The sequence below is a fragment of the Bacillus sp. 22483 genome (genome assembly GCF_052044605.1).
Classification (GTDB): domain Bacteria; phylum Bacillota; class Bacilli; order Bacillales; family Bacillaceae; genus Bacillus; species Bacillus altitudinis.
Genome location: NZ_JBQENU010000001.1, coordinates 413,154 through 425,922, shown reverse-complemented (window position 1 = coordinate 425,922; position 12,769 = coordinate 413,154). Strand labels below are relative to the sequence as shown.

The 12,769-nt window shown below is 41.9% G+C and carries 13 protein-coding genes; 10 read left to right on the top strand and 3 right to left on the bottom strand.

Annotated elements, in window-relative coordinates:
- Positions 1–7: 7 nt before the first annotated feature.
- Complete coding sequence (locus ACTJJQ_RS02185) at positions 8–1,540, bottom strand: FAD-dependent oxidoreductase (RefSeq protein WP_008348809.1); 1,533 nt, start codon at positions 1,538–1,540, stop codon at positions 8–10.
- 142 nt (positions 1,541–1,682) lie between these two features.
- On the opposite strand from ACTJJQ_RS02185, the gene ACTJJQ_RS02180 reads away from it, so the two are divergent.
- A complete protein-coding gene (locus ACTJJQ_RS02180; RefSeq protein WP_008348806.1) occupies positions 1,683–2,543 on the top strand; it encodes an SDR family oxidoreductase in 861 nt (286 codons plus the stop codon).
- A 58-nt stretch (positions 2,544–2,601) separates the two neighbouring features.
- On the opposite strand, the gene ACTJJQ_RS02175 is transcribed toward ACTJJQ_RS02180, so the two are convergent.
- Positions 2,602–2,838 (bottom strand): IDEAL domain-containing protein, encoded by a 237-nt coding sequence (locus ACTJJQ_RS02175; RefSeq protein WP_008348804.1) that lies wholly within the window; start codon positions 2,836–2,838, stop codon positions 2,602–2,604.
- Between the two features lie 289 nt (positions 2,839–3,127).
- On the opposite strand from ACTJJQ_RS02175, the gene ACTJJQ_RS02170 reads away from it, so the two are divergent.
- The 3 genes from ACTJJQ_RS02170 to ACTJJQ_RS02160 all read left to right on the top strand — a co-directional run bounded on the left by ACTJJQ_RS02170 (position 3,128) and on the right by ACTJJQ_RS02160 (position 5,740).
- Positions 3,128–3,706 (top strand): competence protein ComK, encoded by a 579-nt coding sequence (locus ACTJJQ_RS02170; RefSeq protein WP_017366958.1) that lies wholly within the window; start codon positions 3,128–3,130, stop codon positions 3,704–3,706.
- Positions 3,707–3,849: 143 nt separating this feature from the next.
- Positions 3,850–4,956, top strand: a complete 1,107-nt coding sequence (locus ACTJJQ_RS02165; RefSeq protein WP_144626466.1) for a D-TA family PLP-dependent enzyme — start codon at positions 3,850–3,852, stop codon at positions 4,954–4,956.
- A 301-nt stretch (positions 4,957–5,257) separates the two neighbouring features.
- Positions 5,258–5,740, top strand: coding sequence for a hypothetical protein (locus ACTJJQ_RS02160; RefSeq protein WP_007499155.1), 483 nt, complete (start codon positions 5,258–5,260; stop codon positions 5,738–5,740).
- A gap of 30 nt (positions 5,741–5,770) precedes the next feature.
- Here the strand turns inward: ACTJJQ_RS02160 and pdxR are convergent, their stop codons facing one another.
- Positions 5,771–7,210 (bottom strand): MocR-like pyridoxine biosynthesis transcription factor PdxR, encoded by a 1,440-nt coding sequence (gene pdxR, locus ACTJJQ_RS02155; protein ID WP_440599914.1) that lies wholly within the window; start codon positions 7,208–7,210, stop codon positions 5,771–5,773.
- Between the two features lie 143 nt (positions 7,211–7,353).
- Here pdxR and ACTJJQ_RS02150 point away from each other — a divergent pair, with 143 nt between their 5' ends.
- From ACTJJQ_RS02150 to ACTJJQ_RS02125, 6 genes are all read left to right on the top strand, one after another.
- Complete coding sequence (locus ACTJJQ_RS02150; RefSeq protein WP_440599913.1) at positions 7,354–8,523, top strand: MFS transporter; 1,170 nt, start codon at positions 7,354–7,356, stop codon at positions 8,521–8,523.
- Between the two features lie 62 nt (positions 8,524–8,585).
- Positions 8,586–8,864, top strand: coding sequence for a barstar family protein (locus ACTJJQ_RS02145; protein WP_440599912.1), 279 nt, complete (start codon positions 8,586–8,588; stop codon positions 8,862–8,864).
- A 158-nt stretch (positions 8,865–9,022) separates the two neighbouring features.
- Entirely contained in the window at positions 9,023–9,973 is a 951-nt protein-coding gene (locus ACTJJQ_RS02140) for an ABC transporter permease (RefSeq protein ID WP_440599911.1), read from the top strand.
- A complete protein-coding gene (locus ACTJJQ_RS02135; RefSeq protein ID WP_057079733.1) occupies positions 9,966–10,916 on the top strand; it encodes an iron chelate uptake ABC transporter family permease subunit in 951 nt (316 codons plus the stop codon). The genes ACTJJQ_RS02140 and ACTJJQ_RS02135 overlap by 8 nt, the downstream gene beginning before the upstream one ends.
- Positions 10,907–11,665, top strand: a complete 759-nt coding sequence (locus tag ACTJJQ_RS02130) for an iron ABC transporter ATP-binding protein (RefSeq protein WP_440599910.1) — start codon at positions 10,907–10,909, stop codon at positions 11,663–11,665. Before ACTJJQ_RS02135 ends, ACTJJQ_RS02130 begins: the two co-directional genes overlap by 10 nt.
- Before the next feature lie 22 nt (positions 11,666–11,687).
- Positions 11,688–12,632, top strand: coding sequence for a siderophore ABC transporter substrate-binding protein (locus ACTJJQ_RS02125; RefSeq protein ID WP_024720013.1), 945 nt, complete (start codon positions 11,688–11,690; stop codon positions 12,630–12,632).
- The last annotated feature ends 137 nt before the right edge of the window (positions 12,633–12,769 follow it).

Sequence of the window (12,769 nt, the reverse complement as noted above, 5' to 3'; positions counted from 1 at the left end):
TGAAATTTTACTGTTCTTTATATGACCTTTTTAGTGGTTTTTTCGCCGGACCTTCTACTACTTCTCCCGTAATGGAGAAACGAGACCCGTGACAAGGACAGTCCCACGTGCGGTCACTATTATTCCACGCGACTTCACAGCCTAAATGAGTACAGGTTGTATCGACAAGAAAGATATCGCCGTCCTCTGACTTAAAAGCGCCACATTTTTTATGCTCATAAGACACAATCCCGCCTTCACCCGGTTTTAAATCATCAATTGTTTGATCAGCTCGCTTTAATTTACCGCTGATCAGCTTCGCTGCAACATTGGTGTTTTCTTTGATAAAGTCTTTTACGAATGCGTCTGACACGAGTCTTGATGGAGTAAAGATGGATTCGTAAGGATTCGATTTTCCTTCGATCAAATCTCCGATCAGTGTTGCTGCTACGTGGCTAGTGGTCATGCCCCATTTTCTAAAGCCTGTTGCCACAAAAATATTCGAATGATGTGATGTCAGGCGGCCAATGTATGGGATTTGATCCATTGTGACCATATCATGCGTGGACCAGCGGTAAAGGACTTCCGTTATGCCAAGGGTCGCTTCACCAAACTTTTCTAGTGCTTCATAGTGTGCGGATTCATCTCCGCCTTGTCCGGTTTTATGGCCTTGTCCACCGATGAGCACGACGTCTTCTCCATGGAATTTTGCTGTTCTTAATGAATGGGCAGGCTGATCAATTCCTAAGTACATGCCGTCTGGAAGCGGTTTTTTTGTTTTGGCTGCGACGACATAAGATTGCTCAGGATGGATTCGCGTGAAATACAGTCCTTTGCCATCGTAAAAAGGAAAGTGTGAGCATGAAATGATAGAGCGCCCCATCAGATGATGGCCACTTTTTGTGATGACAGCAGGGTGTTTTCCTTCTTTTACATCGACTGCCGTTGTCTGTTCAAATATGCGCACGCCTCTGTCAATGAGCTGATCGATCAGTGCATGAAGATAATGAAGAGGATGAAATTGTGCCTGCTGCGTCATGGCGAGGGCTGCCTTGATGCCAGCATCAAACGGGAGCGCTGTTTTCCATTCGCGATCGATACCGAGCTGTTTGTACGCATCTAATTCCTTCTTTAACTTTTTGACGCCGTTTTCTTCTGTTGTATAAAGATAAGCATCTTTTACCTCAAGATGACAATCAATGTCATACTCTTTCACACGTGCTTGGATGAGTTCCTTAGCTTTTTCATTTGCTTCTACATATAAACGGGCTTTCGGCATACCAATATGTTGAATCAGATCATGATAGTACACATCATGCTGGGAGGTAATTTTCGCTGTTGTATGTCCGGTGGTTCCTTGCAATACTTGATCAGCATCTATGATGATGACATCCAGTCCGCGTTCTGTCATTTCAAATGCAGTAGCGATACCGGTAATACCAGCACCGACAATGATGACATCTGCTGTAAGATCTTCGCTGACAGTAGGAAAAGAGGGCTTCTCACTATCAGCTAGCCATAATGACTTTGCTTGTTCCGATCCTTTATGTTCTTGTTCCATGTTGTCGCCTCCAGTCACTTGTTGTGTATAATTTTTCCACGATGCTGAAAATCATACATTTTAATGAAAACAAGAGCGAAATACATAAAAAAATGAGCAACACATAAAAATAAACGAGATAAAAAGGAAGGAGTGGTCTGACGTGTCAACAAAGCAGCCAAAGAAAACGTTACCGCCTCAGCATCAGAACGAACGTCCAGGACTTGAATATAAAATGAACCCTAGACCTATCTTTGATCGAGAGGTGCAAGGCAAAAAGCTGACAGGGAAAACGGCGATTGTCACAGGTGGAGACAGCGGGATTGGAAGAGCAGTATCTGTCTTATTTGCGAAAGAAGGAGCCAATGTAGCGATTGTTTATTTGAATGAACATCGTGATGCGGAAGAAACGAAGGACTATATTGAAAAAATGGGAGGTCGCGTTATCTTAATAGCAGGCGATCTAGGCGATGAAGCTTTTTCACACGAGGTCGTCAAACAAACAAAAGATGCTTTCGGTTCGATTGATATTTTGGTCAACAATGCAGGTGAACAGCATCCGCAAAAAAGCATTGAACAGATTACCTCTCACCAGCTTCTTCGGACATTTCAAACGAATATATTTGCCATGTTCTATTTAACAAAAGCGGTGCTCCCTCATTTAAAAAAAGGAAGCAGTATTATTAATACAGCATCGGTCACTGCTTATAAAGGTCATGAAACCTTAATTGATTATGCATCGACAAAAGGGGCGGTTGTAACGTTTACAAGATCATTATCTCTATCTCTTATCAAACAAGGGATTCGGGTAAATGGGGTAGCGCCTGGACCGATTTGGACACCGCTGATTCCATCCACATTTACGGAAAAGGAAGTGTCTGAATTTGGTGGTGATGTCCCAATGGAGCGGCCTGGTGAGCCAGTAGAGTTAGCACCGAGTTATTTATTTTTAGCGAGCGAAGACTCTTCTTATATGAATGGACAAATGATTCATGTGAATGGCGGAACCATATTAAATGGATAAAAACAAAAAACTTGCGGTAAAGAGACAAGTTTCTGTCTCTCTGCCGCAAGTAAAATCATCATGATTGATGTAAGCAATGTTCTGCATATTGAGCTGACAGGTCATTAAAACGCTTTTCATCACGCTGATCTAGCGCCTTGTCAATCTCTTCTCTAAGGAAGGTTAAGCGCTGTTTATAAAGCGCCTCATCTAAAACCATTTGAATATAAATGTCTAAAATAGTAACGCCATTCTCTTCGGTTTTTTGGGTGTTGCGGGACTTCATGAGCTCAGCATACGTTTTTTTCTCTTTCATAAAGAATCCCCCCGATGCCTTTTTTATAGTATATGGATTGGCGGAGAAAAAATCAACAAGGATTTATAATTTTTAGACAATTTATTTTTGAGCCATATCGACACCACTTGTCCAGTCGACAAGATGCGATATATCTTTAAAAATGGCTTTTAGATAGATCGAATGTACTAAAAAACATGATAAAAAGATAATTTTAAATAAATATTGAAAAAATCCTGTCGTTTCTTATACGTTGGTGATAGATTAATAGTATCTAAAATAACCAAAAATTAACACAGGAGGAAATGAAGTGTCAGGAATTAGTGAAACACCATTAGATTCATACGTCATTAATCAAACAACAATGGCGGTCCTTCCGGTTGAAGAAGGAAAACGAGTATATTCAAAAGTGATCGAAAGAGAGACAAGCTTTTACGTTGAATTAAAGCCGCTGCAAATTATAGAACGCAGTTGCAGGTTCTTTGGCTCAAGCTATGCAGGCAGAAAAGCGGGAACATATGAAGTAACAGGTATATCACACAAGCCTCCCATCGTGATTGACTCATCCAATCATCTGTATTTCTTCCCAACCTATTCATCCAACCGCCCTCAATGCGGATGGATCTCCCACAAATACATTCATATCTTTCAGGAATCATCCCTCGGAGACACGGTTGTTACTTTTACAAATGAGCAATCGGTCAAATTAGATGTCTCATATAAGTCATTTGAGAGTCAGGTACACCGAACAGCGTATCTCCGAACGAAATTTCAAGATCGACTTGATGGAGGTCTTCCTAAGAAACAAGAATTTATGCTGTATCCAAAGGAACAGCAGCTCAACCTTGTGTATGATTTTATCTTAAGAGAACTTCGTAATCGTTATTAGTGAGAGACCAGCGGCAGACAGCCGCTGGACTGCTTACTCATCGTCATCACTTTTTTGCAGAAAAAACCATTGATTATCGTATAAAAAAATATATAATTTATCTATATCATATAATTTTTTATATAACGAAAGGGGTCATGGGGATGATGTATGAAGAACTGGATACGCCGGCACTACTCATTGATAAACGGGTGATGATGGAGAATGTAGTGGCGATGCAGCAATACGCAGACCGTCAGCATGTCAAATTGCGCCCTCATACGAAAACTCATAAAACGCCTGCACTTGCCAAGCTGCAGGAAGAGAAAGGTGCATCTGGCATTACGGTGGCGAAAGTAGGAGAGGCTGAAGTAATGGCAGCCCATGGGCTCAAGGATATTTTTATCGCCAATCAAATTGTAGGTGAGATTAAACTCAAGCGGATTCGTAAACTGGCAGAGTTGATACAGATTTCATTCGGTATAGATTGTGTTGAGCATGTGAAGCAGATTGAGCAAGTCTTTTGTGAATCAGAGAAAAAAGCGGAGGTTTTAATTGAGATAGAGGTTGGAGAGGGAAGGTCTGGTGTCATTGAAGAACATGATTTCTGCCACATATTAGAGGCGATTCAAACAAGTGATGCCGTTCATTTAAAGGGGATTTTTTCTCATGATGGTCATACGTATCAAGCGGAAAGTAAAGCACATTGCCGGACATTATACAAGGAGGCTGTAAATCGAACGCTCCGTTTTGCGCAGATTGCAGAAGAAGCTGGTATGCCGCTAGAGGTCGTCAGTATTGGATCAACACCGCCATTTTTATTTCAATTTGATATTCCAAAAGGAGTCACAGAAATACGGCCAGGCACATACATCTTGATGGACGCTTCCCAGTCCAATGTAATCGGCACATATTCACATTGTGCAGCATCTGTGCTGACAACGGTCATTAGTAAACCGACAGAGCGCCGGGTGATTACAGATGTAGGGGCCAAGGGGCTGACGGCACAAACACGTACAAAAGGGCTGACCAAAACAGAGGGCTTAGGCAAAGTGAAAGAATATGATGATGTATTTGTTTCAAGCGTATTTGACGAGCATGCCATTATCTATCATGAAGGCTTTCGTCAAAGTGTACAGATCGGTGAGAAGGTGCAAATTATTCCGAATCACATCTGTCCTGCTGTGAATCTTCATGAAAAAGCATACCTCATTCAAGATGGCGAAGTGGTAGAAGAGCTGGAGATTGCTTGTAAAGGAAAGCTGCAATAAATGGGTAGGATCATAAAAGGCGCCGAAAGGGGTCTTTTTTATTGGAGAAAAAATGGCGAAGATGAATTAGATTGAAACCAAATGTGCCTTTCTCGTCGTCTATTGACTGTATCATCATGAAATGGCAGGGAAATGTGAACCATTAGAAGGATTTTCATTCATTTCCGCATAAATCACAGAAGTGATACATGCGGTCTGTTACAATAAAAATAAGTCATTTCTTGCAAGGTGTTCGTATGAGGTAAAAGTTGATCATATTTGACCGATATGAACAAATGGGAAAGAGAAATGGGGGCCGTGTATGAAAAAACGATGGCATTTGATGCTGCTATTTACCGTGACAGTGACACTACTCACAGCCTGCAATCAAGCAGGTCAGCCGCCTTCAAAACAAAACACAAAAGAAGCTGCGTATGAACAATGGGTTCAGCGTTATATGGATGAGTTAAATGAAGCATATGAAAACATGACCGATCAATTTATTTCAGATGGACACGGAAAAATTCAAGTGAATGAAAAATTGACAAAAGCGACGAAAGCATTCGACCGTGTCATTCAAAAAGGGCTTACTCATCAAGAAGTGCCAGCTGTGTATCAAAAGGCAGACAAACAATTAAAGACAGGTCTTGCTTCATTTGAAAAAGGAATGAGCAAGGTAGAGCAGCTGTTAAAGCGTCCTGATCAAGAAAAGCTGTTTATGTCAGCCACTCAACATTTTCAAGATGGATTGCAAGAGACAGCCTCTTTCATTGAAGAAGTGGGAAACGTTCAGCAATCACAATGAAAAGCCTGGAAGAGAGACTTCCAGGCTTTTTTAGATGTGCAGTGTTTGCTTTAATCGGCGAACACCTTCTTGAATCATGGCTTCATCCGTACAGGCAAAACCAAGCAGCAACCCTTTCCTTTTGCTTTCATAACAATAGGGGCTTAATGGATAAATGCCGACACCTGCCGCTTTTGCGGCCTCAATCGTACCTTGTTCATCAAAGTCTGGTGTTCCTTCCAAAAAGACGTGAAGGCCTGTATCAGTTCCATATAAACGGAAGTGTTTGTCAAAGTGATATGTCAAAAGAGCATCCATCATCGCTGCCTGCCGTTTTTTATACACCTGTCTCATCCGCCTGACATATCGCGTAAACTCTCCTTCTCTGAAAAAAGAGGCAAGAGTGATTTGCTCCATGATCGGCAGCTGTCTTTGAATAAGTGATTGCAGTGCAGCGATTTCTTTGATGACTGCTTTGGAGCCGATGATGGCAGCAAGGCGGATGCCTGGAGCAAGTACCTTGGAAAAACTGACAATATAGATCACATGATCGGGTGCTTCTGAAAATAAAGAAGGAAGCGGTCCGCCATGATAACGATAATCCCCATCAAAATCATCTTCTAATATGTAAGATTGAGCCTTCGCAGCAAACTGCAGCAGCTCCCGTCTTCTATTGACGCTCATACAGACTCCGGTTGGCCGCTGATGAGAGGGCGTTACAGCGATCAGTTTTGTACGTTCTGGCAATGTATTCACCATCATTCCTTCTTCATCGACTGGTGCGGGGTAAATATTCATTTCGCGATGTAAAAAGGACAACCTAGCTCCAGGAAAACCAGGATCTTCAACTGCTACTGTATCTCCTTTTTTGAGCATGACTTGTGAAATTAAGTCAATGGCTTGCTGTGTGCCCCCTGTTAACACCATTTGGTCTTCTTCTATATCAATGCCGCGTTCAACTGATAAGTATTGGCGAATTTCTGAACGCACTTCCCATAATCCATGCGGAGAAGAATAGCCCCAATCTTTCATATTTAAGCGCTGTAATGCTTTTAGAAGCGAGCGTTTCCATATGTTTTGAAAATGGTCGTCGATGGCTGGTTCTTGATGGCGGAAATCAATCTCAAGTGTGTCATGAAATTGATTGGCCGAGAGCCAGTGATCCATTTGTTTTTCAGCCTCGTCAAAGTGAGGTCTTATCGGAAGTGCAAAAGGCGGTTCGTTTTGATGTGGGGGAGAAGCAGCATAGTGATTACTTGAAATGACCTTTGTCCCGCCTCTTCTAGAGGTGCTGACATAGCCTCTTGCTAGCAGTTCATCATAGGCAAGCTGTACGGTGGATCGAGATACGTTGAGCTCTTGTGCTAATACTCTTGTTGGAGTCAACTGATCATCAGGATTCAGTGTGTTTGTATGAATTTTTTGAATGATGCCATTGACGATTTGCTGCCAGAGCGGGGTAGAGCTGGAACGGTCTAAATGAATGTACACAGTGCACCTTCTTTCCTTTGTCATGTCATCATTGATGATGACATGGAATTATGGACTGGTCAATAGCTTCATTTTTGGATGTGGGAAGAAATCCAAATGATGTGTACACTGGTTCATATCATTTACACAGAGGAGAGAGTCCCATGATTCCTGCATCAAAAGAAGAAACAGCACAGCTATCCATGATTCCGTTTGTGTTCGTTTTATTTAGCCTTTTTATGATTACAACAGCAGTGAACCTGCAAGTCCCTCTTTATACGGAATATGCAGAGCAGGCAGGATACGGAAAGGCGTCAACAGCCCTTGTGTTTGCTGCGTATGTTTTCGGACTGATTCCAGTATTACTGTTACTTGGCGGCATGTCTGACCGGGCAGGACGAAAACCGATTTTATTGATTGCACTTTGCTTTTCATTATGTGCCACCCTGCTCATGATCGTGCATCCGACCATACAAATGCTCTTTGTCGCCCGGCTGCTGCAAGGAGTGGGACTTGGGTTAAGTGTTGGCACATGTACTGCCTACTTGATTGCTTTATATCCAGAGAAATCGGGCTGGATCCCAACGTTTATCGCGTTATGCAGTTCAATTGGATTTGGGGGAGGTGCTCTTTTTACAGCGATTCTTTCTTTTGAGCAAGTGTCACTGACGCCTCTTAGCTATTGGATTGTGTTGGTCTTGATTATGTTGACGATTGTTGCTGTATTCTTTTTGGTGCCGCCTGTACAAGGGGAGGCAAGTAAACCGCTCATGAACATGCCGAGGTTTCCAAAAGGAACAATGCCAGCGAACATAGCCATTGCTATCGCATGGTCTGTGTGCGGTCTTGTCATTTCGATTTTGCCAGCACAGCTTAAATTAAATGGCTATGAATTGTGGGTAGGCCCGGCACTGTTTTTTATTAATATGGCAGGTGTTCTGATGCAGCCTTTTGTCCGAAAGATGAATAGCAGTGCAGCGCTTCATATCGGTTTTATTTGTCTTCCATGTGGATATGGCCTGCTGTTATTCGGTGCTAATAGCGGGTCCATATTCCTTGTCCTTGCTGGAACTCTTTTAGCGGGCACAGCTTGCTATGGATTTACTTACTTAGGCGGTCTCCAGCTGATTGTTGAGAAAGGGAAGAAGGAAGCGGCTAGAGCCGTTGCTGGATATTACTTGTTTGCGTATCTAGGTCTTGGCATACCAAGTGTGTTTGTGGGTCTCTTTGCTGATATGTACGGTACTCAGACAGTGTTAACGCTCTTTTTCATGCTCGTGCTGGCTGCCTGTCTGATCTTGTTTAGTCTAAGTTTCAGAGAGAGGCAAAAGTGAAATGGATTCTTTCTCTTTCCTCTCCAATTCGTTTAAAATAAAGACAGAAGAGGAGGAGGGAAATGAAAAAAGTACAGCTAAATGGTGCGATGTGCAGATCACAAGAGGAGCTTCATGATCAACTAAAAACAGTGTTACAACTTCCTGATCATTACGGGGAAAATCTTGATGCCCTTTGGGACTGTTTAACAGGAGAAGTGAGTATGCCTGTAGAGCTCACGTGGATTCATTATCAAGTTTGCAAAGACGAGCTTGGTGGTTATGCAGAGAATTTGCGGCAGTTATTTCAAGAGGCTGAAGAGGAACTGCAAGGGCAGTTTCAATTGAATATTGAAGCGTAAAAAAGCAGCTGATCCTAAAAGCTGTTTTTTTATGCAGTTTTCACCCTTTCTCATTCTACTATTGAATATTTCACTAAATATGATAATATATGAACTGCCGTTAATTGATAATGATAATCATTTGTGGCAGAGAGCTTGATAGAAAGTGTGAACCCTGTATGAAGTTGTACCAATTAAGTTTGTTGTTTGTGTGTTTGGCATGTGCGTCGCTGTTTGTCGGAGTACAGGACCTGCCTCTTTTACAGTTGTTTCATCTATCAGATGAACAAATGAACACCTTATTTTCAAGTCGCATCCCGCGGCTGATGAGTATTGTGCTTGCTGGCATGAGCCTGAGCTTATGCGGTTTTATCATGCAAAGCATGACGAGAAATAAATTTGTCTCTCCAACGACTGCAGGAACAATGGATTGTGCCAAGCTGGGTATTTTAACCGCTATGCTTGTTTTTACACAGGCAAGCCCGCTGATGAAAATGGCGATTGCGTTTTTATTTACGTTAGCTGGCAATCTATTATTCTTAAAAATTTTACGCCATATTAAGGTGAACGATACGATCTACGTACCGTTAGTCGGCTTAATGTTTGGCGGAATTATTAGTTCAATTTCCACGTTTATAGCCTATAAATATGATTTGATCCAAAACGTATCCGCATGGCTGCAAGGGGATTTTTCTCTTATTGTTCAGGGGCGTTATGAACTGCTCTATGTGAGTGTTCCTCTATTGATCATCGCGTATTTATATGCTGACCGCTTTACAGTGGCTGGTATGGGTGAGAGCTTTGCCGTCAATTTAGGTTTAACGTATAAACGTGTCATGGCAGTTGGTTTGGTGATTGTTTCGATGATTACTTCTGTAACGATTTTGACTGTTGGCATGCTACCTTTCCTCGGCTTAATCATTCCGAATATTGTATCGATCTACCGAGGGGATCACTTGAAAAAGAGCCTTCCGCATACGGCTTTATTAGGGGCCATTTTTGTGCTCATATGTGACGTGCTCGGACGAGTGATCATTTATCCATATGAAATATCTGTCGGGCTTATGGTCGGCATTATTGGAAGTGCGATCTTCCTGTACATGTTATTAAGGAGGAAGCGCTATGCATAAGAAACGAACATTATTTCTCATTGCAGCCATTGCAGCCGTATTCATTGTCATCTTCGTCACCTTTCAAATGGGGTACTGGGAGTACACAGTGCCGAGCCGTTTAAAAAAGGTGCTTGCCATGACTTTGACAGGAGGCGCGATTGCCTTTTCCTCTGTTGTATTTCAAACATTGACCAACAACCGAATCTTAACGCCAAGTATTTTAGGGTTAGACGCGCTTTACTTGTTTTTGCAAACGGCGATTATTTATCTTTTTGGATCGACCAATTTGATGATCGCGAATAAGAACCTGAATTTCTTTCTCTGCGTTGGATTAATGATTCTGTTTTCTGTGCTGCTCTATACGGTCATGTTCAAGCGCAAAAACAAGCATATTTTCTTACTCCTGCTTGTCGGGATTGTGTTTGGAACATTGTTCAAAAGTCTTTCTTCCTTTATGGAAATGCTCATTGACCCGAATGAATACCAAGTCGTACAGGACAAGTCCTTTGCCAGCTTTAATCACATGAACACAGATATTTTACTCTTCGCTTCTCTTTTATTTGCGGCACTTTGTCTTTATATATGGACCTTCCGCGCGAAATTAGATGTCATGTCGTTAGGAAAGGAACAGGCTGTGAATCTCGGGATTGACTATGACAGGATCACAAAAAAGATGCTGATCGTCATTGCCGTCCTTGTTTCTATTGCGACGGCCCTCGTCGGCCCGATTACGTTTCTTGGCTTACTCGTCGTAAATGTGGCAAGAGAGCTGTTTCGTACATATCGGCACACGTACTTGCTATTAGGCTCGTTTTTCATTAGTGTCATTGCGCTTGTAGGCGGGGAATTTCTTGTGGAAAAGGTATTTACGTTTCAAACACCGCTTAGTGTGCTAATTGATTTAGTCGGCGGACTGTATTTTATTTATCTACTTTTAAAGGAGAGTCGTTCATGGTCGTGATGAAGGGAGTCAGTAAGACATATAACGGAAAAACAGTGCTTCACGAAACAACTGTCAGTGTAAAAAAAGGACAGCTGACCTCTCTCATTGGTCCAAATGGCGCAGGCAAAAGTACGCTTTTGTCCATCATGAGCCGCCTGATTCAACCTGATACTGGGGAAGCTTATTTAGAGGACAAACCTTATCGTGCGTACTCTCCTCAGGAGCTTGCGAAAAAAATGAGCATCTTGAAGCAGTCGAACCACATGAGTGTGCGTTTGACCGTTCGTGAGCTTGTCAGCTTTGGCCGCTTTCCTTACTCTCAAGGGCGCTTGACAAAAGAAGATGAGAACATGATAGATGTGTCGCTTCAATACATGAGACTCATCGAAATCCAGCATCAATATTTAGATGAACTAAGCGGCGGACAAAGGCAGAGAGCCTTTATTGCCATGGTGCTAGCTCAGGATACGGATTATATTTTCTTAGATGAGCCTTTAAATAATTTAGATATGAACCATTCAGTTGAAATGATGAAGCTGTTTCAGCAGCTCGTGAAAGATCTTGGAAAAACGATTGTTGTTGTTCTCCATGATATTAACTTTGCATCTGTCTATTCAGATCACATCGTCGCCTTAAAAGAGGGGCAGGTGATCAAAGAAGGAAGCGTTGATGAAGTGATTCAAACAGAAGCACTTGAACACATTTATGACATGCGCATACCGATCGAAGTCATTCGTGGTGAGCGTATTTGCTTATATTTTTCTTGAAAAAATGAAGAGGTGATCAATCATGAAAAAATGGATTTGGATGATAACAGTATTAACAGCGATTGCTGTCCTTGCTGCCTGTGGTAACCAAGGAAAAACAGCGGGAACGAATGAGGAAACCGTAACAGTAAAGGATATGTTGAATAAAGACGGTGTGAAGGTCAAGAAAAACCCGAAAAAAGTCGTCGTCTTTGATATGGGAAGTCTCGATACACTTGATAAGCTTGGTGTCAACGTGACAGCATTACCAAAACAAGTAATTCCTCACTATTTATCTAAATATGAAAGTGACAAATATGAAAATGTCGGCGGGTTAAAAGAGCCAAACTTTGAGAAAATTGCAGAGATGAAGCCTGACTTGATCATTATTCAGCACCGTCAAGCAGATGCATTTGATGAATTTTCTAAAATTGCTCCGACGATTTATATGGATGTAGATAACGCAAACTATATGGAATCATTTAAAAAGAATGCTGAAACATTAGGAAAGATTTTTGATAAGGAAGACAAAGTCAAAAAAGAACTTTCTGCCATTGACCAAAAAGTGGCTGCATTAAAGAAACAAGCCAAAGAGTTAAAGAAAAATGGACTCGTCATTATGGCAAACGACAGCAAAATGACGGCATTTGGTCCTAAGTCAAGATATGGTCTGATCCATGATGTATTTGGCATCACACCAGCAGATCAAAAGCTAGAGCCATCTGATAAACATGGACAAAGCATTTCGTATGAGTATATGGTCAAAACGAACCCAGATTACTTATTTGTCGTGGATCGAGGCGCGGCAATTGGAGAAGAAACGTCTGCGAAACAGCTTGTTGAAAATGATTATGTGAAATCAGTCAAAGCGGTTAAAAACAATCATGTGGTGTATTTAAACTCTGACATGTGGTATTTAGCAGGCGGCGGCCTTGAATCATTGAATGCGATGATTGATGAAGTGAAAAAAGGAATTGAACAAAAGTAATGGATGAAAAGCTGCTCATTTTGAGCAGCTTCAGCGTGTAGACAAACCCTCGCATTCGGTGTCAGTCCTGCGTGCTGGTGCTCACGAATGTGAAATTCGCTCCGCGCCAGTACTCGTCCTTCCTAGACTGCAAAGGT